Source organism: Ornithinimicrobium sp. INDO-MA30-4 (assembly GCF_021535045.1).
GTDB lineage: Bacteria > Actinomycetota > Actinomycetes > Actinomycetales > Dermatophilaceae > Ornithinicoccus.
This window is the reverse complement of sequence record NZ_CP091056.1, coordinates 2011976-2032215: the sequence shown is the minus strand read 5'-3', so window position 1 is coordinate 2032215 and position 20240 is coordinate 2011976. Positions and strand designations below refer to the sequence as shown.

The 20240-nt window shown below is 62.6% G+C and carries 25 protein-coding genes, 2 pseudogenes and 1 riboswitch; of the genes and pseudogenes, 25 read left to right on the top strand and 2 right to left on the bottom strand.

All coding sequences use genetic code 11. The features are described from left to right. Window positions 1-8: 8 nt before the first annotated feature. The 10 genes from L0A91_RS12215 (at window position 9) to cobO (ending at window position 6310) form a co-directional block, all read left to right on the top strand. Window positions 9-557 carry a hypothetical protein gene (locus L0A91_RS12215; RefSeq protein WP_235244683.1) on the top strand — a complete coding sequence of 183 codons (549 nt, stop codon included), beginning with the start codon at window positions 9-11 and terminating at the stop codon, window positions 555-557. A gap of 251 nt (window positions 558-808) precedes the next feature. After that, window positions 809-1030 carry a hypothetical protein gene (locus L0A91_RS12210; RefSeq protein WP_235244682.1) on the top strand — a complete coding sequence of 74 codons (222 nt, stop codon included), beginning with the start codon at window positions 809-811 and terminating at the stop codon, window positions 1028-1030. Next, on the top strand, window positions 994-1263 hold the full coding sequence (locus L0A91_RS12205; protein ID WP_235244681.1) for a hypothetical protein: 270 nt from the start codon (window positions 994-996) through the stop codon (window positions 1261-1263). The genes L0A91_RS12210 and L0A91_RS12205 overlap by 37 nt, the downstream gene beginning before the upstream one ends. 115 nt (window positions 1264-1378) lie before the next feature. Beyond that, window positions 1379-1657, top strand: a complete 279-nt coding sequence (locus L0A91_RS12200) for a VOC family protein (protein ID WP_235244680.1) — start codon at window positions 1379-1381, stop codon at window positions 1655-1657. A 19-nt stretch (window positions 1658-1676) separates the two neighbouring features. After that, window positions 1677-2579 (top strand): aminotransferase class I/II-fold pyridoxal phosphate-dependent enzyme, encoded by a 903-nt coding sequence (locus L0A91_RS12195; RefSeq protein WP_235244679.1) that lies wholly within the window; start codon window positions 1677-1679, stop codon window positions 2577-2579. Then, window positions 2574-2717, top strand: a riboswitch (adenosylcobalamin (AdoCbl) riboswitch). Its footprint overlaps the gene before it by 6 nt. A 70-nt stretch (window positions 2718-2787) precedes the next feature. Further along, entirely contained in the window at window positions 2788-3747 is a 960-nt protein-coding gene (locus tag L0A91_RS12190) for an ABC transporter substrate-binding protein (protein ID WP_235244678.1), read from the top strand. 92 nt (window positions 3748-3839) lie between these two features. Then, on the top strand, window positions 3840-4889 hold the full coding sequence (locus L0A91_RS12185) for an iron ABC transporter permease (RefSeq protein WP_235244676.1): 1050 nt from the start codon (window positions 3840-3842) through the stop codon (window positions 4887-4889). A gap of 17 nt (window positions 4890-4906) precedes the next feature. Continuing rightward, window positions 4907-5170 (top strand): ATP-binding cassette domain-containing protein, encoded by a 264-nt coding sequence (locus tag L0A91_RS17605; protein WP_260115211.1) that lies wholly within the window; start codon window positions 4907-4909, stop codon window positions 5168-5170. 88 nt (window positions 5171-5258) lie between these two features. Beyond that, window positions 5259-5705, top strand: a complete 447-nt coding sequence (locus tag L0A91_RS17600; RefSeq protein ID WP_260115210.1) for an ABC transporter ATP-binding protein — start codon at window positions 5259-5261, stop codon at window positions 5703-5705. Continuing rightward, window positions 5702-6310 carry a cob(I)yrinic acid a,c-diamide adenosyltransferase gene (gene cobO, locus L0A91_RS12175; protein WP_235244674.1) on the top strand — a complete coding sequence of 203 codons (609 nt, stop codon included), beginning with the start codon at window positions 5702-5704 and terminating at the stop codon, window positions 6308-6310. Before L0A91_RS17600 ends, cobO begins: the two co-directional genes overlap by 4 nt. Here the strand turns inward: cobO and L0A91_RS12170 are convergent. Further along, window positions 6307-7986, bottom strand: coding sequence for a nuclease-related domain-containing DEAD/DEAH box helicase (locus tag L0A91_RS12170; RefSeq protein ID WP_235244672.1), 1680 nt, complete (start codon window positions 7984-7986; stop codon window positions 6307-6309). The genes cobO and L0A91_RS12170 overlap by 4 nt on opposite strands. 52 nt (window positions 7987-8038) lie before the next feature. On the opposite strand from L0A91_RS12170, the gene L0A91_RS12165 reads away from it, so the two are divergent. The 3 genes from L0A91_RS12165 to L0A91_RS12155 are packed head-to-tail and all read left to right on the top strand — an operon-like array spanning window position 8039 to window position 9553. Then, a complete protein-coding gene (locus tag L0A91_RS12165) occupies window positions 8039-8638 on the top strand; it encodes a hypothetical protein (RefSeq protein WP_235244671.1) in 600 nt (199 codons plus the stop codon). Next, entirely contained in the window at window positions 8632-8865 is a 234-nt protein-coding gene (locus L0A91_RS12160) for a hypothetical protein (RefSeq protein ID WP_397333724.1), read from the top strand. The genes L0A91_RS12165 and L0A91_RS12160 overlap by 7 nt, the downstream gene beginning before the upstream one ends. 10 nt (window positions 8866-8875) lie before the next feature. Next, window positions 8876-9553, top strand: coding sequence for a hypothetical protein (locus L0A91_RS12155; RefSeq protein ID WP_235244668.1), 678 nt, complete (start codon window positions 8876-8878; stop codon window positions 9551-9553). A 4-nt stretch (window positions 9554-9557) separates the two neighbouring features. Here L0A91_RS12155 and L0A91_RS12150 read toward each other — a convergent pair whose 3' ends face one another. Further along, window positions 9558-10271: a GntR family transcriptional regulator gene (locus tag L0A91_RS12150; RefSeq protein ID WP_235244667.1), complete on the bottom strand. Its 714-nt coding sequence runs from the start codon at window positions 10269-10271 to the stop codon at window positions 9558-9560. 215 nt (window positions 10272-10486) lie between these two features. On the opposite strand from L0A91_RS12150, the gene L0A91_RS12145 reads away from it, so the two are divergent. The 12 genes and pseudogenes from L0A91_RS12145 (at window position 10487) to L0A91_RS12090 (ending at window position 20234) form a co-directional block, all read left to right on the top strand. Continuing rightward, on the top strand, window positions 10487-11638 hold the full coding sequence (locus L0A91_RS12145; RefSeq protein WP_397333723.1) for an NRAMP family divalent metal transporter: 1152 nt from the start codon (window positions 10487-10489) through the stop codon (window positions 11636-11638). Next, window positions 11635-12414, top strand: a complete 780-nt coding sequence (locus L0A91_RS12140) for a LamB/YcsF family protein (RefSeq protein WP_235244666.1) — start codon at window positions 11635-11637, stop codon at window positions 12412-12414. The genes L0A91_RS12145 and L0A91_RS12140 overlap by 4 nt, the downstream gene beginning before the upstream one ends. Window position 12415: 1 nt before the next feature. Beyond that, window positions 12416-13048 (top strand): allophanate hydrolase subunit 1, encoded by a 633-nt coding sequence (locus L0A91_RS12135; RefSeq protein WP_235244665.1) that lies wholly within the window; start codon window positions 12416-12418, stop codon window positions 13046-13048. Next, window positions 13045-13266 carry a hypothetical protein gene (locus tag L0A91_RS19125; RefSeq protein WP_311197813.1) on the top strand — a complete coding sequence of 74 codons (222 nt, stop codon included), beginning with the start codon at window positions 13045-13047 and terminating at the stop codon, window positions 13264-13266. The genes L0A91_RS12135 and L0A91_RS19125 overlap by 4 nt, the downstream gene beginning before the upstream one ends. After that, the gene (locus L0A91_RS12130; RefSeq protein ID WP_397333722.1) at window positions 13257-13907 is read left to right on the top strand and encodes a biotin-dependent carboxyltransferase family protein; all 651 of its coding nucleotides are present in this window, start codon (window positions 13257-13259) and stop codon (window positions 13905-13907) included. The genes L0A91_RS19125 and L0A91_RS12130 overlap by 10 nt, the downstream gene beginning before the upstream one ends. A gap of 160 nt (window positions 13908-14067) precedes the next feature. Continuing rightward, window positions 14068-15522: pseudogene (locus L0A91_RS12125) on the top strand (cytochrome ubiquinol oxidase subunit I). Window positions 15523-15540: 18 nt separating this feature from the next. After that, window positions 15541-16565 (top strand): annotated as a pseudogene (gene cydB, locus L0A91_RS12115) (cytochrome d ubiquinol oxidase subunit II). Continuing rightward, window positions 16562-17050 (top strand): hypothetical protein, encoded by a 489-nt coding sequence (locus L0A91_RS12110; protein ID WP_235244661.1) that lies wholly within the window; start codon window positions 16562-16564, stop codon window positions 17048-17050. Before cydB ends, L0A91_RS12110 begins: the two are co-directional and overlap by 4 nt. Continuing rightward, on the top strand, window positions 16990-18171 hold the full coding sequence (locus L0A91_RS12105) for an ATP-binding cassette domain-containing protein (protein ID WP_235244660.1): 1182 nt from the start codon (window positions 16990-16992) through the stop codon (window positions 18169-18171). The genes L0A91_RS12110 and L0A91_RS12105 overlap by 61 nt, the downstream gene beginning before the upstream one ends. Continuing rightward, on the top strand, window positions 18168-18653 hold the full coding sequence (locus tag L0A91_RS12100) for a hypothetical protein (RefSeq protein WP_235244659.1): 486 nt from the start codon (window positions 18168-18170) through the stop codon (window positions 18651-18653). Before L0A91_RS12105 ends, L0A91_RS12100 begins: the two co-directional genes overlap by 4 nt. After that, complete coding sequence (locus L0A91_RS12095) at window positions 18641-19867, top strand: ATP-binding cassette domain-containing protein (protein WP_235244658.1); 1227 nt, start codon at window positions 18641-18643, stop codon at window positions 19865-19867. Before L0A91_RS12100 ends, L0A91_RS12095 begins: the two co-directional genes overlap by 13 nt. Continuing rightward, a complete protein-coding gene (locus tag L0A91_RS12090) occupies window positions 19830-20234 on the top strand; it encodes a BlaI/MecI/CopY family transcriptional regulator (RefSeq protein WP_235244657.1) in 405 nt (134 codons plus the stop codon). Before L0A91_RS12095 ends, L0A91_RS12090 begins: the two co-directional genes overlap by 38 nt. The last annotated feature ends 6 nt before the right edge of the window (window positions 20235-20240 follow it).

Below are 20240 nucleotides of genomic sequence, written 5' to 3'. Positions count from 1 at the left end.
TTTCGGCTATGACCACAACCACTTTTGCCCGTGATGCAGGCTTTGGCCGTCTCGTCCTGCTTTCCGCGCTGGTGGGAGCGTTCTCTGCCATTGGGGTGTTGGTGTTTCTCGGCGTCGAAAGTTTGATGCACACCTTCATTTGGGGTGAAGAGCAAACCCCACTCGGCTGGTTCAGCGGGTCGCTCACAGCCGTGGCGATCGTGGTGGTCGCCTCGTTCCTGGTCGGCTGGTTGCGCAAGATCTGGCAACTGGAGGGTGTGGACCCGAACTTCGTCGACGAAATGATCGAAGGAGAAGTGCGGCCCCAGCACGCTGCTCGGTTCGCAGCCATCGGAATGGTCAGCATGATCGGGGGTGGCTCCGCCGGTCCGGAGGCTCCGCTAGGCACGCTCGGTGCAGGCATCGGCACTGGGGTATCGGAAAAAGTCGGCGGCGATCAGGAGATGACAAAGGATCTGACGTTTGCCGGAATCTCATCCGTATTTGGTGGTTTGGCGACCACCCTACGCGGGCCCGATCATGGCTCTAGAAGCGCATCACGAGCGTTGGGCCTTTAGCCATAAGCGCCTGATTCCTGGCCTGGTCGCCGCGACAGTCGCTCTGACAGTGCTGTTTCCTTCGCGGGCTCCCCGTTCCTCAATGTCTATGACTTAGCGGAAGCAAGTCTGGAAGTTACGTGGATCCCCATCGCTATTGGCCTTGGTGTTTTAGGCGCGTTCATGGGAATTATCGCGGTCCTCAGCTTGCAATTAGCCGGCGTAGTGCGCGAAAAATTCAAGAATTCAGTGGTGCGGTCCACAGTTGCCGGGTGCGTGATTGCAGCGGTGGATTTGCCCTGCCCGTCACCATGTTCAGCGGTCGGGGCCAACTGGAGCCGATCCTGGCTCAAACGGCCACCGTTGGTCTGGGCTACTTGGCGGTTGTCCTTATGGCGAAAACCCTGGTCTTTGCGCTGTCGATGAAGTGGGGTTTTTTGGCGGCCCGGTCTTTCCGTTGCTCTTTATGGGTGCTATCACTGGCATCGCGGTGAATTCGCTCATCCCCTCAATCCCCCTGGTTGTCGCTGTTCCGACGATCGCGGCCGCTGTTAGTGTCGCGGTCGTCCCGCTGCCGCTGATGATCTTGGTGCTGACGACGATGCTCTTTGGCCTGTCGGCTGAGTTGGCAGTCTTGCCCGCTGTGGGGGCTGTGACCTCGTATGTGGTGGTCAACGGCCTGGGGGCAATTCCATCTATCATCACGGCGATCCGGAAGAGTGATTGACAGACCTCGACAAGCGCACACATTCTGGCCACGATGGAGGTATTAGTCTCTCTCTTGGCGCCATCACGGTCGACGCGGCCCACGCGCAGCCAGCGGCAACTTTTGGGCAAGGGCTTTGAGTTACGAGTTCGCTGCTGAGCCTAAGGCGGGTGAGTTCGTTGCCGTGATCGGGCCCAAGGGCGAGCCAGCCATGATTTTCATACAGGTCCCTGAGGGCAAGGCCGTTAAGAATCGCCTGCACCTGGACCTCTCCGCCGACGACCGTGAGGCCGAGGTTGCGCGATTGGTTGAGTTGGGCGCCAGCGTGCACTCCACCCACGACGAGTGGGGCATCACCTGGACGACGCTGCTGGACCCCGAGCGCAACGAATTTTGCGTCAGCGATAGCCACTGAGGGGTGGTTCGATAGTCAAGTGACCTCAATAAACCTGCCACCCCCAGGTGCTCACGGCGGAGATGGCCCAGCCATCGCGGCTGCGCTGGGGCTTGATCCTCAGTCTGTGCTGGACCTGTCCCAAAACCTCAACCCGTTTCCCCCGCAATTCGATGAACTGGTGAGTCGTCACCTCGACGCCATCGGGCATTATCCAGATGCGCGGCGGGCGGAGCGCATGTTGGCGGAGGTCATCGGGGTGGACGCTGAGCGGCTGATCCTGACCAATGGCGGCAGCGAGGCTATCCACATCGTCGCGACCGAGATTGGCGGCACCGTGGCCCGTGAGCCCGAGTTTGGGCTACACCCGCGTCGCCCAGGCGTGCGCGGACCGATCTGGAGGAGCAACCCTCACAGCCCGACCGGCGTTTTAGCTGGTCCCAGAAACCGCGCAGATGTCTGGGACGAAGCATTCTTTGCGCTGGCCACCGGGGCGTGGAGCGCTGGTCGGCCTGAGATGACGGTGGGCTCGCTGACCAAGACGTTCGCCTGCCCCGGCCTGCGCCTGGGGTATGTCATCGCGCCGGAGGGATTTGACCCGGCCAGACTGCGTCAGCACCAGCCGCATTGGTCGGTCAGCACGTTGGCGCTCGCGGTGTTGCCGGATCTGTTGGAACATGCTGATTTGCCTGGTTTGGCGATGCAGATCGCCATTCTCCGCGGCGAGTTGAGGCGGCTGTTCGTGGATCATGGGCTGACTGTCCGGGCCGGCGATGCCCCGTGGGTATTGGTCAGCGGCACGGACTTGCGGACCGAACTGGCGCCATACGGAATTGTGGTCCGGGATTGCACCAGCTTCGGGATGCCAGGCGTATTCCGGGTCGCGGTGCCCAATTCCGAAGGACTGAGTCGGTTGGCATATGCCTTGGACCAGGTAGGCTGACCGCGCACGGTGAAAGTCGAAGTCCGGTGAGAGTCCGGCACTGTCCCGCAACGGTAAAGCCATCCCAGGATGGATCAGTCCGGTCGAACTTCAGCGTGATCTGAACCGCGAACCCTCGAGGACAAGGGCTGGTTCGATCGACACCAGGATCCCGTCGTTCGAGCAAATCCACCTCGACGACTAGGAGATCTAACGTGAAACTACGCACATGGGCCGCCCGCTGGCGCTCATTGTTGGCCTTTCGGCCTGCGCAAGCATCGAAGAGCAAGACACCATCGACCGCTCCGAGGGCGAAGAGGTTGCTGAAGGCGACGCCGCCGAAGAAACTGGTGAGGCGATGAGTGGCGAATACCCCGTCACTATCGAGTCCGACGCTGGCGAAACCGTCCTTGAAGCCAAGCCGGAGAGCATCGTCTCGATCTCGCCCAGCGCGACCGAGGTGCTTTTCGCCATCGGCGCTGGTGACCAGGTTGTCGCTGTCGACTCCTTCTCAACGACGCCCGAAGAAGCCCCGGTCACCGATTTGTCGGGCTTCGACCCCAACATCGAAGCCATCGTCGCCTACGAGCCTGACCTGGTTGTCGCCTCTGGCGACTCCAACGACCTGGTGGCCAGCTTGGGCGAGCTCGACATCCCCGTCCTGGTTTACGGCGCACCTGCCGACATCGAGGGTGGCTATGCGCAAATGGCCGACCTCGGTGTGGCCACCGACCACGTTGATGAGACGGCAGAGGTCATCTCTGGCCTGCGCGAAGATGTTGACACCGCCCTTGCCGAAGCTCCCGCCGAAGCTTCGCCGCGTGTTTATCACGAGCTGGATGACACCTTCTTCTCCGCTAGCTCGTTCGGCTTCGTTGGCTCGGTGTACGCCGACTTGGGCGCCACCAACATCGCCGATGAGGCTGACACCGATGAGTCTGGCTTCCCCCAGCTCACCGAAGAGTTCATCATCGAAGCGGACCCGCAGGTCATCGTGATCACCGATCAGGTTGGCTACACCGCCGAAGACGTCGCCGCACGTCCGGGCTGGGACGAGATCACTGCCGTGCAAGAGGGCAACATCATCACGGTCAACGCTGACATCGCTTCGCGCTGGGGGCCACGTCTGCCCCAGTTCATTGAGGCAGCAGCGCAGGCTCTGGATGCTGCCGCCGTGCCGGTTGGCTGATCAGCAACTATTAGCACTGACATGACACAGCAACGCGACCTCGATCAGGCGGCGACGAAGGCAACTTCGCCCGTCGGGTCGGGGTCGCTTGCTTGCCTGAGCTCTCCGCGACGGGGTCCTTTAGGCTGCGCAAACGGGTGGTCGCGATCTGCGTCACCGTGCTGATCGCTGTCATCCTGCTGAGCGCCGCGAGTGGGGCTGCCGGCTTGCCGGTGGCCGGAGTCGCTCGCTCCATGCTCAATCTCATCCCAGGTGTCGATTTGGCGACCAGCCTCGACTCTCGGGCCGAGGCCGTGCTCTTCCAGATTCGCCTGCCACGCACGATTTTGGGCGTCCTCGTCGGGGCTGCACTGGGTATGGCGGGGGCATCGTTCCAGGGCGTCTTCCGGAACCCACTGGCGGACCCATACCTGCTTGGCGTTTCCGCGGGTGCCGGTTTTGGCGCTGTTTTAGCTTTGGGTTTTGGCCTGGACATCGGCTGGGGCCCGGTGTCGGCAGTCCCGGCCGCGGCCTTTATCGGTGCCGTCGTCGCGGTGCTGGCCTCCGTCTTGGTGGCACGAGGGTCGTGGACGTCGCCAGCAACTTTGTTGCTCAGCGGTGTCGCGGTAGCCGCTCTGTTTTCCGCCGCGCAAACTTATGCACTGCAAAAACTTGATGAAACCAGGGCACGTGAAGTGCTGTCCTGGCTCTTTGGCCGGCTGGCCACCAGCGGCTGGGAGCAAGTCCTTCTGCTGCTGCCCTATGTCATCGTCTGTGGCGGTTTGCTGATTATGCTGCGCCGTCACCTCGACGTGATGCGGTTGGGCGACGACGAAGCCCGTGCTTTGGGGCTCAACCCGGCCCGATCCCGCTTCCTGATCATCACCGCCGCCACCCTGCTGACAGCGGCGGCTGTTGCGGTCAGCGGCTTGATCGCCTTCGTCGGCCTGGTCGTGCCGCACCTGGTGCGTCTGCTGACCAGCCATAGTTATCGCGTGATTGTGCCCTTGTCGGCGTTGGTCGGTGGCTCGTTTATGGCCCTGGTCGACATTGGCGCCCGCACTGTGGTTGCACCGGCCGAGTTGCCCGTCGGCATTATCACTGCGTTTGTCGGCGCACCGTTCTTTGCCTTCGTGTTGCGACGCTCGCGCCGGGGTGCATGATGAGCGCGAACCCGGTGGTGACCGACACTGTCGCCTTGTCCTGCCGCGACGTCTCCGTTTCTTATGGCGACAAGACGGCTGTTGCTGGCGTTGACCTTGACCTCTATGCCGGTGAGTGGTTGGCCGTGCTCGGACCGAACGGTGCTGGCAAGTCCACGCTGCTGCATACGATCGCGGGTTTGGGGAAGCACACCGGCACGGTGACGATGCCTGATGGCCGCGCCCCGAGCGCCACTGACATCGCGGTGATGCCACAAAACCCTTGCTCCCCGAAGGTATGAGCGTGGTCGAGTATGTGTTGCTCGGGCGCACCGCTCACTGGGCTGGCTAGCGCGAGAGTCTCAGCGCGATCACCGGATTGTCGACAGCGTGTTGCACCGCCTGGGTTTGGCCGACTTTGCCCAACGTGAGGTCGTGGGCCTCTCTGGCGGTGAAGCCCAACGCGTCGTGGTGGCTCGCTCGCTGGCGCAGCAGACCTCGATCCTGGCGCTCGATGAGCCCACCAGCGCTCTCGACCTTGGACATCAGGTGCAGGTGTTGGAGTTGGTCGATGACCTGCGCCGACGCGATGGACTCACTGTCCTGGCAGCGATGCACGACCTGACCACTGCTGCTCGATTTGCCGACCGGTTGCTGTTGATGCGCCACGGCAAAGTGGTGGCCATTGGCTCTCCCGAAGAAGTCCTGCAGCCAGAGATTCTGTCGGATGTCTACGAGACGCCGCTGACCGTCCGAAAACTTGATGGCGAATACGTGGTGCTCCCGGCTCCCCGTTCCGCCCGCCACCCCGAAGACCGACCTGGAGGATTGCCTTGAGCGACGAGATTGCCGACGAAACGACGCAGGACAAGGATCACGACGCACCACGTGAGAAGCGGCCCTACAACAAGCGCGAATTGCGCTCAGCGTCTTCGCTGGTGCTCGTGAACACCGGCCACGGTAAAGGCAAGTCCACGGCTGCGTTTGGCACCGCGATGCGCTCGATCGCTCGCGGTTGGCCCACGGCTGTCGTGCAATTCATCAAGAGCGGCAAGTGGCACACCGGTGAAGAAGCGATGAGTAAGCAACTTGGCATCGACTGGTTTGTCGCCGGCGATGGCTTTTCATGGGAGTCCAACGACATGGACGAGACCAAGGCCAAAGCGCTCGCGGCCTGGGCCTTCAGCAAAGAACTCATTAACTCTGATTCGCACAGGATGATCGTGCTCGATGAGATCAGCTATCCGATGTCCTGGGGCTGGATCGACCCAGTTGAGGTCGCTGAAACGCTCAAGAACCGACCGGAGAACGTGTCGGTCTTTTTGACTGGCCGCGAGATGGCAGCCGAGGTTGTCGAGGTCGCTAACACCGTGACCGAAATGACCAAGATCAAGCACGCGTTTGACGAGAAGATCCGTGCCCGCAAGGGGATTGACTACTAGAGCCCAAGCCGTCGGGCCACAGATTCACCTGCCATGGCGCGGACCACATCTGGGTCACCGACAACCACGAGACGATCGGTTGCGCGCGACAAACCGACATACATCCGTTCTTTGGCGCGTTCGCGACTCTCTGACTCATTCACGCACAGGACTACGGCTCGGCGCTCGAGGCCCTTGCAGCCAAGGACGTGACCATAGAAGACGTCTTCGGCATCCCAGAAGCTTTGCCAATAGCCGAGTTGTCCACGATCTTGCTGCAGTTCGGCTTGTTGCGGGTGACGACGCCCGGTGGTGAGTAAGGCGATGTGGGCTGGATCCCAGCCCTCATCGAGGAGGGCTTCGACCTGATCATCGGCCGTGCCGAGGGCATTTTCGGGATCAGTGGCGATGAACGACACTTCTGGCCCGTCGCCACCCTTCAACCGCATTCGCATTGGTGCGAGCGGATCAAACACCTCCGCAATCTGCTTGGTGTTGCGCAGGTTGTGATCGAGCACGAGCGGGACTAACTCAACTGGCGGTCGGCCAAAACGGTCGAAGATGCGCTGGTTCTCATCGCTGTAGACGAAGAGCCCGCCGGTGTCTTCATCGCGTAACGCCCCAAGCAAGGGCGACCACCAGGTTTCGGCGAAGTCCTGAGCTTCATCGACCACGATGGAGTCGAACTTGTGCCGATCATCCAGCGTCGCTGCCAATTCAGCCATCTGGACCGGCAACCGTTCTTCCCAGAAGTTGCTGTCGTCTCGTGTTCCGTCCTCGGCGCCCCACTGCATACCCAACTCATGAAAAGTGCCGACAAAGGCTGGGCGGTGTTTTCGGGGCATCTGCTCGACCTGGCGCTTGAGGTAGGTCGCCAGTCCGATGGAGTAGCACAGCAGGGCAACGCGCTCAGTGGGGCGGTCATTGGCACCGCGGGCCAGATCCTTGACCTGCGTCAAAGCCAGCACCGTCTTCCCGCTGCCTGCGCCACCACGAACTTCAACTCGGCGCAGCAGGCGCGTCACTTTCAGTAGCAGTGCTTGCTCTTGGGTCAGCCGATCGGAGACGGCTTCGCGTTCGTCTGCCTCGGCAGCCACGTTGGGCGTGGGCAAATACCGACCCTTGAGGATCTCGGCGATGAGTTCGATGTCATCAATGTCGGGCACTCGCTGACCGCCCTCTTGCCGCAGTGCACAGTCGCGAATGCGTGGGGTCAGGGTGTCCATATCGGTCCGCCCGTGGATCGCCCAGCGGGGGCAATCCGGCGTGGAGAAATCGTCGGCAATATCCGTGTATGGCGTCACAACGCAATGCGCCCAGCGCACCCGGGTGCGAGAGGAGTCTCGCCAGCGAGGGTCGTTCTCGATGTAGTGCCGGACCGCATATTTGGAGTCGCGAGCCTGGTCAACGGGGTAGATCTCGTGGCGGCTGGACCCGCCACTTTGCCACCACCGGCCATCGTCAACGGAGATGGAGCCACCCTTAACCTCCACCACAACGATGCCCACGTCTGGCATCAGGACGAGCAAGTCGACCTCGTGATCCTTGGTCTCGTCAGTAAGACGGACGTTGGCCAAGATGACATCGTCGGAGTCCACGGCCTGGACGACTTTGCGCCAGACTTTGCGCTCAGTGTCATTGGTGAAGATGGGGTCGTTGTCACTCTGCGGGTGCATGTGGATGAGGCTAAATGCCACCAGCGGTCCACGCTCGCTGAAACTGTGCGCTTGATATCAGCGACAATGAAGTGTGACTGAAACGGGCGCTCCCACCGGAGCCATCATGGTCGTCGGCGCCACCAGCGGCGCTGGCAAGTCGACCGTGGCCGCCGCCCTGTGCCGATCGTTTGCCCGTAAGGGTCTGCGGGTGGCGCCCTTCAAGGCCCAAAATATGTCGAACCACAGCGCAGTCACGGCCGATGGTGGCGAGGTGGGGCGATCACAAGCGGTCCAGGCCCACGCGGCCCGGGTGGAGTTAGACCGGCGGATGAACCCGATCCTGCTCAAGCCCACCCGCAATGCCAGTCACGTCGTGGTTCTCGGGGACGAGGTCTCGACGACGAATGCCGCAGACTACGGCGAGGTCGCCAAGCTACTTCGCTCGACAGTGCTGAGCGCTCTTGACAGCTTGCGCGGTGACTACCCGATTGTGGTTGCTGAGGGTGCTGGCGGAGCTGCCGAGATCAACCTGCTGGACCGGGATTTGGTGAACCTGCCCTGGCCGCCGCGGCCGGCATACCGGCGATTTTGGTGGTGGATATTGATCGAGGTGGAGCGTTCGCGGCTGCCCACGGCACGCTCGACCTACTCCCCGACCACCTGCGCCAACAGGTGGTCGGCATCGTGTTGAACTCCTTCCGCGGCGATGCCTCATTGCTCGAGGACGGCATCGCTGACCTGGAGTTACGTGATGGTGTGCCGGTGCTTGGGGTGTTGCCGCACCTGGGTGATGAGCCAATGCTTGGGGTTGAGGACTCTCTCGACATGCACGTCGGGCGTATGCGGGGAGCGGGGCCCGCACCGGCAAACCACTGCGCGTGGCTGCGGTTCGCTACCCTTCGCTGTCCAACCCTCTGACCTAGACCCCTTGCTGATCGAGCCTGATGTTGAGCTGAGTTGGGTGGAGCGACCTGATGACCTTGCCCGTGCCGATCTCATCGTCTTGCCCGGCAGCCGCGCCACCGTCAACGACTTGGCCTGGTTGCGGACTTCAGGGTTTGCCGACGCGCTGAGCAGCACCGATGCCTGGATTCTCGGCATTTGCGGCGGTTACCAGATGTTGGGCGAACGCATCGAGGACGACCTTGAGTCAGGCGAAGGCATCGTCCCGGGTCTCGCGCTGTTGCCAACCCACACCGTGTTTACCGCACCTAAAACCGTGAGTCGCAGCGCTGGGCATACCCACGACACGGGCGCTGGTGTCAGCGGCTATCAGATCCGGTGGGGCCGCCCGCAGGTTTCAGGGAGCAGTTGGTTGCAGATTGATGGTGAAGAGGAAGGTGCAGCCGTGACGCGGCCGACCCCGACCTATGGCACCAGCCTGCACGGGCTCTTTGACTCTGACGGGTTCCGGCAGGACTTCCTGACTCAAGTCGCGCTGGACCGCAAGCGTGACTTCACTCCTTCACCCACGACTTATGCAGCGGCACCTGATGGTCAAGCTGATCGCCTTGCCGACTGGATCGAAGCCGAAGTCGACATGTGGCACCTGCTCAATGTGACTGCCTCGGCGACTCCGCCCGGCGCCGGGCCAGGCTGGCGTTAGGCGTTTACTCGCTCGACAGACTCGCTTGTATGTCAGCGCTCGCCTCCGCGAGGTAGGCATCAAGGGCATCAGCGGCTCGACCGCGCTCCCCTTGGGCGGCAATGGAGGTGATTTCTTCGTTGCGAGCCAGATATTTGGCGTGAAAATCCACATCATTGTCCATTTGCGCAAACACCAGGCGCATTTCTGCCAACAAGCCCGACATGGTGTGGTCCAAGCGCTGGCTTCCAGCTATACCCACAGCGTGCCGGTGCCACTCTTGGTTGGCCGAGGCAACGCCATGCCGATCTTCTGCCTGCTGGGCTCTATATCCCTCGCTGACGGCAGCCTCGAGCAGGTCGACACTGTGCTCACCAAACTCCGGACCTGACCGCAGCGCCGAGGGTTCGACGATGCGGCGCATACGGTAAAGATCGGCGATGTCGGGCAGCGAAAGCTGGCGGACGAATACCCCGCGGTGTGGCTCGCGTGCGACCAGCCGTTCGGCGGTGAGCAGGGTGAAGGCCTCTCGCACGGTGTTGCGAGCCACCGATAGCGTGCCACTGATCGACTCTTCGGTGAGTTGAGTTCCACTCCCCAGGCGCCCCTGAACGATCTCTTCGCGCAGGAAGTCAGCGACCCGTTCGGGCGCAGAGCGGGGCTGAGCAAAGCGGTTCGACGCGGTGGAAAGTTGATCCACCAGGCTTGTCGCTTCGGCCGAGGCGGAGTGCTCACTCATAGGTACAACATACATATCGATCTATTGTGCAACTGTTCAACAATCGCTAGGTTCGTTCTATTCGCAATGGTGCGGCTCCGTCGGCGGCACTATCTGACCGCACGATCTGAGCGCTACGGAGACCCAAATGGCTAGCGAGCCGGCAAAGACCACCAAGGAAAGCCGAAAGCCCAAAGGGGCAAGCCAAAGGAAAGCGCAGTGCGCTGATCGGCGCGATGTTCCTGATGGCGACCTCGGCCGTCGGGCCGGGCTTCATCACCCAGACCACCAACTTCACTATCGAGATCGGCGCGGCTTTCGCCTTCGCGATCGGTGTTTCGATCTTGGTCGACATTGCCGTCCAGATGAACGTCTGGCGGGTCATCGGCGTCTCTGGTCTGCGCGGCAACGAACTCGCCAACAAGATCGCGCCGGGGCTGGGATGGGTGCTGGCTTTCCTGATCGTTTCGGGTGGTTTGGCGTTCAACATCGGCAACATCGCTGGCACCGGCCTCGGTCTCGACGCCATGCTCGGCCTAGACCCCACGATCGGCGCTGTGATTTCGGCAATCCTGGCGATCGGTGTCTTCCTCAGCAAGCGGGCCGGGATGGCGCTTGACCGAATCGTGGTCGTCCTCGGTGGGCTGATGATCCTGATCACGACCATCATCGCGCTCACGACCGACCCACCAGTGGCCGAGGCCGTGAAGCAGACCTTCGCGCCAGACACGATTGACTTCCTGATCATCACCACCTTGATCGGTGGCACCGTCGGTGGCTACATCACGTATGCCGGTGCGCACCGCCTCATTGACGCGGGCGAGAGTGGGCCGAGCAACGTGCGCTCCATCGCCACCGGTTCGGTGGTGGGCATCCTGGTCACCGGCGTCATGCGCGCCATCTTCTTCCTGGCGATCCTTGGTGTTGTCAGCCAGGGCGCGAACCTTGACCCCAGCAACCCGGCCGCCAGTGCATTCGAGTTTGCGGCAGGCGAGTTTGGGCTTCGGGCCTTTGGTGTCATCTTCTGGGCGGCCGCCTTGACCTCCGTGATTGGCGCTTCCTACACCAGTGCCTCGTTCCTGACGACGAGCAAGACCTCTGAGCGGGCACGCAGCATGATCACCGTGGTCTTCATCATCGTGTGTGCCTTCTTGTTTGTGGTCCTTGGCCAGGCGCCCGTCACGCTGCTGCTCTTTGTCGGAGCTCTGAACGGCGTGATCCTGCCCCTCGGATTCACCGTGATCTTGTATGCAGCATGGCGCCGCCGCGATCTGCTGCAGGGTTACGTCTACCCCAGGTGGTTGCTCATCATCGGTGTCCTTGCCTGGCTGCTGACGCTCTTCTTGGGCTTCCAGTCGCTGTCGAGCCTTGGGACACTGTGGACATGAGTCACGCGCAGACTGATCTAGTCGTTGACCTCAATGCTGACCTTGGCGAGTCGTTCGGCACCTGGAAACTCGGCGATGACGAAGCCATGCTCGAGATCGTCACCAGCGCCAACGTCGCCTGCGGGTTTCACGCCGGTGACCCGCTGACCCTGCGACGCACGGTGGCTCAGGCTGCCGAGCGCGGCGTGGCCGTCGGAGCCCAGGTCGGCTATCGCGACCTGGCCGGGTTTGGCCGACGGTTTATCGATATAGACCCGGCTGAGTTAGCCGCTGACGTGCTTTATCAACTGGGCGCGCTTGAGGCGATGTGTCGTGCCGCCGGCACTCGCGTCGTCTATGTGAAGCCGCACGGAGCGCTTTATCACGCAGTGATCGACAACGAAGGCCAAGCCAAAGCTGTTGTTGAAGCCATCACCGCATACGACTCGTCCCTTCCTGTTCTGGGTCTGCCCGGTGCGGCATCGCTGCGCATCGGTGCAGATCAGGGGCTTCGCGTGGTGACGGAGGCGTTTGCTGATCGTGGCTACACGCCCCAGGGCCGGCTGGTCCCTCGCAGCGAACCGGGAGCCTTGCTGCATGACCCGGAGGAGGTCGCGCACCGGATGGTCACGCTCGTCACGCAAGGCTTCATCACCGCGAATGATGGCTCGCAGGTCGAGGTGTCGGCACAGTCACTATGCACTCACGGTGACTCACCGGGCGCTGTCGAGATGGCAGAGAAGGTTCGTTCCGAACTCACCGCTGCGGGCGTCACGATTACGAAGTTTGTGAGCTGACATGGATGTGACGATCAGGCCGCTCGGCGAGCGAGCGCTGCTCTGCGAAGTCAGCTCATTGCAACAGGTCGCCGCGCTCCACGCTCTGATGGAACAGGCCGACCTGCCGGGCGTGACGGAGTTAGTGCCTGCGGCTCGCACCCTGATGCTGCGGGTCGAGAAGCGAGCCGTGCTGGAAGGTCTGGGCGTGCACATCACCAACTTGGCTTCCCGCCTCGACGAGACTGCCGAGCTGGGGCAAAACGCAGGTGAAGAGGTCGAGATCAAAGTCCGCTATGACGGTGAAGATCTCGATGACGTGGCCAAACACACCGGCCTATCGACGCGTGAAGTGATTGCGGCGCATACCGAGACTTCGTGGACCGTGGGCTTCTTTGGCTTCGCTCCGGGTTTTGCGTATCTGGTTGGTGGCGACTCACGGTTGGTTGTCCCTCGTCGCGATGAGCCACGCACCAAGGTGCCGCCGGGTGCTGTGGCGCTCGCCGGAGAGTTCAGCGCCGTCTATCCCCGCACGTCACCGGGAGGTTGGCAGTTGATCGGCAGCACGGCCGATCAGATGTGGGACACCGACCGAGAGCCGCCGGCACTGCTGTCGCCCGGGGCCACGGTGCGATTCGTGAAGGCCCGCCGATGAGTGCCATCGAGGTCATCGCGCCCGGTCCGCTGGCTCTGTTTCAAGACGGCGGACGACCTGGGTATGCGGCAGTCGGCGTCGGGCTCTCGGGAGCCGTTGATCGCGGGGCCTATGAACTGGGCGCTCGGATGGTCGCGCATGGCGAGGGCTTGCAGCTATCGAGATCACCTTTGGCGGGTTTGCTGCCACAATCCACGGAGCGCAGATCGTGGCCCTGACCGGCGCTGATGCCGAGATCTCTGTGAATGGTCACCGCCGACCCCACAACGCCGTCTTGCAGTTGAACGATGGCGACGTCATCAGGGTTGGCCAACCTGCCCGTGGGCTGCGGACATACCTGACGGTGCGCGGTGGCTTTGACGTGCCGGCTGTGTTGGGATCGCGTTCGACCGACACCCTGGCCGGTCTGGGGCCGGAACAAGTCCGAGCGGGTGATGTGGTTCCGATTGGTGAGTTTGAGGGCACGTTCCCCAATGTGGACGCTGTCGCTAGCGCCGTCCCCGCAACGGGCACCGTTGAGTTAAAACTGCTGCCAGGGCCGCGGTCAGACTGGTTTAGTGATCACGCCGCGATCACCGCGCAAGTGTGGTCCGTGAGCAGTCGTAGCAACCGGGTTGGTGTCCGGCTGGAGGGCAACGGGCTCACTCGCGACACCGCATACCAAGATCAGGAGTTGCCGAGCGAAGCGATGGTGCGCGGTTGCGTGCAAGTGCCGCCCAGCGGCGAGCCGATCATCTTCCTTAACGACCACCCGGTGACTGGCGGCTATCCGGTGATTGGCGTGCTGACCGAGGCCGACGTCGACCTTGCGGCCCAGTTGCAGCCTGGGCAAGCGGTGCGTTTCCGCTGGAGTAACTAGCGCCGATGTCACCTGGCGGAGCGATATGAGCGAGATCTGCCCGGTTTCGCTCATATCGCTCCGCTAGAAGCACACGCACGCTTAGCCACGTATGACAACCCTCAACTACGTGATGTAGTTTCTACTACGTAACGTAGTTATTACGCCCTGGGGAGTTCACGTGGATGCTGTTGACCTGGCTAGGTGGCAATTCGCCATCACGACTGTTTATCACTTCTTGTTTGTGCCGGTCACGATTGGCCTGTCCGCCATCGTCGCGGGATTCCACACCCAATGGTGTGCGCACGCACAAGCCCGAATACCTGCGCCTGACCAAGTTTTTCGGCAAGCTGTTCATGATCAACTTCGCCCTTGGTCTGGTCACTGGCCTAGTCCAAGAGTTTCAGTTTGGGATGAACTGGTCGGACTACTCACGCTTTGTCGGTGACATCTTCGGTGCGCCCTTGGCCTTTGAGGCGCTGCTGGCGTTCTTCCTCGAGTCGACCTTCCTCGGTGTCTGGATCTTCGGCTGGGGTCGCGTCCCCGAAAGGCTCCACGCCGCCTCCATGTGGCTGGTCCACATCGGCACGCTGCTGTCGGCCTACTTCATCCTGGCCGCCAACTCCTTCATGCAAAACCCCGTGGGTTACCGGTTTAACCCCGAGACCGGCCGCGCCGAAATGACCGACTTCGTGGCGATCCTGACCAACAAAGTGCAACTCGTGACCTTCCCGCACGTCGCGGCCTCCGCTTACATGGTGGGTGGTGCCGTGGTCATGGGCGTCGCGTTTTGGCTGATGCGACGCACCACCGACGCTGAAGATGACCGGCTGTATCGCAAGGCTGTGCGGGTGGGTGCTGTCGTCGCTCTGGTTTCGGGTCTGGCGGTCACGATCACCGGGGACATCCAAGGCAAGATCATGACCGAAGTGCAGCCCATGAAGATGGCCGCGGCCGAAGCTCTCTACGAAACGACCGACAATGCGCCATTCTCGGTGCTGTCGATCGGGCCGCTCGATGGCAGCGAAGCCACTCGCATCATTGAAATCCCCGGGCTGCTGTCCTTCCTGGGCACCGGTGACTGGAATGCCGAAGTCGAAGGCATCAATGACTTGCAGATCAGTGAGGCAGCGATGGCAGCCCAAGTCGGGGAGCAATACGGCCCAGAGGTGGCGGCGCTCGTCACTGCCGATGATTACGCGCCGGTGATCCCGCTGACCTACTGGTCTTTCCGCCTGATGATGGGCCTTGGTTTTGCCACGATGGGCATCGCCGCCCTGATGCTGTGGGTGACTCGCGGCAATCGCACGCCGAGCGCCAAGTGGTGGACAACGGTTGCCCTTGTAACGCCGTTATTGCCGATTTTTGCCAACTCCTTCGGCTGGATCTTCACCGAGGCGGGCCGTCAGCCGTGGGTTGTTTATGGCCTGATGACAACTAACTCGGCCGTCTCACCGTCCGTCAGCACCACCGAGATCTGGGTCTCCATGAGTGTCTATACAGCCCTCTATGCGGCGCTCGCAGTCATCGAAGTGAAGCTCTTTTTGACCTACGTCGCCCGGGGGCCGAGCCTTTCGTTGACCCGGCAGAGCTGGAGACCGATGACGAAGACGCTCCGCTGCAGTTCGCCTACTGATCCCGAAAGGACATCGCCATGGACCTCCCACTAATCTGGTTCTGCCTTATCGGCCTGCTCTGGGCCGGCTATCTCGTGCTCGAAGGCTTTGACTTCGGGGTCGGCGCGCTGCTGCCCGTGCTCGGTCGTCACGACACGCCAGGCCTGGGCGAAAAGCGTCGCCGAGTCATGCTCGCCACCATTGGCCCGCACTGGGATGGCAACGAAGTGTGGCTCATCACCGCAGGTGGGGCCATGTTTGCGGCGTTCCCGCACTGGTACGCCACGATGTTCTCGGCGTTCTACTTGCCGTTTCTTTTCTGCTGGTCGCCCTCATCCTGCGCAATATGGGCTTGAGTATCGGTCCAAGCGCGACGACGTGCAGTGGCGCAAACGCTGGGACGCGACCATCATCGGTGGCTCCATTGCAGCCCCTTCTTGTTGGTGTTGCCCTGACTAACCTGGTCCGAGGCCTCCCGATTGACGCGGACTTTGAGTTCACCGGCAACCTGCTGACCCTGCTCAACCCGGTCAGCCTGCTGGGTGGAGCCGTCATCGTGGGCCTCAGCCTGACCAACGGGGCATTCTTCTTGGCACTCAAGACGCGTGGCCCGATCCGCGACGACGCTCAAGCACTCGGCTGGCGGCTCGGCGCACCAACGGCCCTAGGCGCGGTCGTCTTGCTCAGTTGGCTCGGCTTCACCCAGGGCACCGCGTGGACCTGGATGCTGTCGGTGCTCGCAGCGGTGGCCCTGGTCGCGGCCTTGGCGTTCAACCACCAAGGACGTGAGGGTATGGCGTTCGTCGGCGTGGTCATCACCGTCGCCGCCACAACGGCAACCTACTTTGTGGCCCTCTACCCCGCGGTGATGCCGACGACCTTGGCCGACGGGACTTCGCTCACCGTGACCAACGCCTCGAGCAGCGACTTGACCTTGCAGATCATGACAGGTGCTGCGCTGGTCTTCACCCCGATCATGTTGCTCTACACGACGTGGACCTACTGGACTTTCCGCAAGCGGCTTTCCGTGGCGAACATCCCGGATCCGGTTTCGGTGGGATGAGCAAGTCAGGCGGCCCGTTTGATAAACGGTTGGTGACACTGGTGCCCAGCGCTCGCAAGCCGCTGGTGCTGCTGGCCGCGCTGGGCGTGATCCAGGGGCTTAGCAATCGGAGTCGCCGCCGCCGTGACCAACCTCGTGGTGCAGGTCATCGCGCAGGGCCGGCTCGTCATACCTATCGCGTCGCTGGTGGCGGTGATGGCGGCCCGTGCCGTGGCCAGTTGGCTAGCCGAAACGGTCAGCGCCCGGCTGGCAGCCTTGGTTTCGCGCGAACTGCGCCGCAGCCTCACCACTCGTTGGTTGAGCGCTCCTTCGAGCAGGCCATCGAACCGGCCACCCGCGCGGCATTGGCCTCGCAGGGCGTCACCGCCATCGAGCCGTATGTCACCAATATCTTCCGGCGCTCATCGCTGGCGTGGTTACTCCGGTGCTGGCACTCCTGGCGCTGCTCTGGGTCGACCCCATCAGCGCCCTCATCGTGCTGTTGACCTTGCCGCTGTTGCCCTTCTTTGCGGCGCTGATTGGCATGGCCACCGAGCGGGAAACCCAGCGCCGGTGGCAGCGATTGGCGGACCTCTCGGGTCATTTCAGCGACGTGATGAAAGGGCTGCCGACGCTGGTGAACTATGGTCGCGCCGAGCGCCAGACCGAGGTGATTGCCCAGGTCAACGGTGCACACCGACGAGCCACCATGCGCACGTTGCGGTTGGCCTTCATGAGCTCGGCAGCCCTAGAGCTGCTGGCCTCGCTCTCGGTTGCCATCGTGGCGGTCACGGTCGGCCTGCGCCTGACCTATGGATCGATGGAGTTGTTTGCCGGGTTGCTCGCGATCTTGCTCGCACCAGAGGCATATTGGCCAATCCGTAAGGTCGGGGCCGAGTTCCACGCGGCGGCCGATGGGGTGCAGGCCCTCGATGATGTGGCCAATGAGTTAGTGAGCGACGACGTGGACCCCAAGGCCGAGGATGCTCAGAGTTCTCAAAGCGCACACCTGATCGACCCCGGCGGTGCTGCTGTCTCGATGCAAGGCGTGACCTATCGATACCCAGCGGCGGCCAATGAAGTCATCGGTGGGTTTGCCGCGAGTTGGGACCGTGGGCTGCACACCGTCACCGGCATCAGCGGGGCTGGCAAGACGACGTTGCTCGAGATCATCGCCGGTCTGCGCACTGCAAACACCGGTGTTGTGATCAGCGGTGACGTGCACTTCGTCACCGGTCGGCCCTACCTGCCTGCCGGGACGCTGCGCAACGCTCTGACCTTGGGCAATGAGGCCAGCGATGCCGCCATCTGGGAGGCGCTGCAAGACGTCGACCTGGAGCGCTGGGCGCATGGTTTGCCCAGTGAACTCGACACCGCCTTCGGCGAAGACGGGTTTGGTATGTCGGCAGGCCAGCGAGCCCGCATCGTCCTGGCCCGTGCGGCCCTGTCTGATACGTCGGTGATCTTGTTGGATGAGCCGACTGCCCACCTTGACCCGACAGCGACGGCCCAGGTGCACGAGGCGCTCCTTCGCTTGGCCAGCAGCCGGTGCGTGATCGCGGTGACGCATCAGAGCGCCTTGATGGCCATCGCAGACACCCAACGCGAATTGTTGGCGGCGACATGAATCGAGACATGCGGCAGATCGCCATCGCCTGCTTCTATGGCACGATCGCTAGCTCGGCTGGCATTGCGCTAACGGCTACTTCTGGCTGGCTCATTGTCCGTGCCAGCGAGCAGCCGATCATGTTGACGCTGCTGACTGCGATCGTTGCAGTGCGCGCCTTTGGGATGGCCCGGCCCTTCTTTCGCTATTTAGAGCGCTTGGCCTCCCACAACGCAGCACTGAGTGACCTCGCGAACCGCCGCACCGACGCCTATCGCTCGCTGATCCCGCTAACTCCGGCGCGACTTGGGCGCTCGGCCCGCAGTGATGTTTTGGCTGGCGTTGTTGATGACCTCACCGAGGTGGCCGAAGCCCCGCGCGGGCTTGGGTCCCCGCCCTTTCTGGCGCGCTATCTGCCATCGGGGCGGCCGTGCTGGCTGCGCTCTTCTTACCGGCGGCCGGTCTACTCATGCTCGGATATGTCACAGCGGTGGCTGCGTTGACCTGGTGGGCCCTGCGTGGCGAGCGGGTGATTGAGCCCGCCTGCGCTGAGGCGCAGCGACGGGTCGCCGAAGTCACCGACCAAGTTGCTTGGCAGGCTGTCGAGGTTTCCGCCATCGGAGCGTCGAAGGCGTTGGCGGCTGAGTTGGCGACTGCCCACACCAACCTTGACGAAGCAACGCGGCGGCAAGCGCGAGTGAGGGCTCGGCTGGTTGCTGGCCTCGTCGCGAATACTGCAGGTGGCACGGCAGGGATGGCCTGGCTGGTGCTCACGCAAGGTCTGGCGACTGGCCTGCTCAGCGCGCCGATTGCGGCCCTGTTGGTTTTGCTGCCAGTCGCGGTTGGCGAAGCAATCAGCGGGCTGCCCGACACGGTGCGGGCTTTCGCACGGGCAGAAGCCGCCGAACAGCGGATGTCACGCCTGCTCAGCCAAGACCCTGCCGTGGACAGTACTGGGGAGGCACAAGTCCCGGCTGACGCCGATGCCCCCTCCATCCAACTCAGCGACGCGCAGGCTTCCTGGACTAGCGCCTCGGCCAGCAACACCGACCCTGCCACCCCGAGCCTTCAGTTGCCTGCCTTCCGTCTCACCCACGGCACCCACCTCGCTGTGCGCGGCCCGAACGGGTGCGGCAAATCAACGCTGATGGCAGTGCTAGCCCGTCACCTGGACCGATCCGCCGGTGACCACACGATCAACGGCCGCGATGTGGGCGAGCTCAGCATGGCGCATACCCGCGAGTTGTTTGCCATTTCTGGGGATGAGCCACATGTCTTCAATGCCTCCCTAGCCGAAAACCTGCGGGTGGCCGCACCCGAGGCCAGCGACGAGCAAATGATTGACGCCCTTGTTGTCGTGGGATTGAAGCCGCTTCTGGACACATTGCCCGAAGGCCTAGAGACACGCCTGGGCCTGGGTGGGCACACGCCATCAGCGGGTGAGCGGGCTCGGCTGGCTTTGGCCCGAGCCGTCATCTCGCGCCGTCACGTGTTGCTCCTCGATGAACCGACCGCCCACCTCGATCGCGGCACCGCAGCCGAAGTGATGGAGCGCCTGCGTGCCGTCGCTAAGGGCAAATCCCTTGTGCTGGTGACACACCGGCGCGAAGACCTAGAACACTTCGCCGATATCCTGGAGTTAGACGCACCCAGAGCAACGCCCACCCGAAGGAGTGACCATGCCAAACGGCCCATCATCGCCGACGCGGCTTGGTGACCTTGAGCGTGTGGTGATGGAGACGCTGTGGGCTCACGAGCGGGGCACACTCACGGTGCGGGCGGTGCATAACGAGTTAGCCGCTGACCGCGATATCGCCTACACAACCGTGCTGACGGTCCTGGATCGACTGGCCAAGAAGGGCATGGTCCTGCGCGAGCGCGCGGGGCGGTCGTGGGAGTACCGCGCTGCCGCGAGTCGCGCCGAGCTGACCGCCGCGTCAATGCGGCACACGATGGAAGACGTCGATTCTGGTGACCGGCGTGCCGCGCTCATGCACTTCCTCGACGGCGCCTCGACTGGCGAAGTGGCTGACCTGCGGGCCGCGCTGGCCGAAGTGGAACGCCGCGCCAATCCCGACGCCTGACCTGAC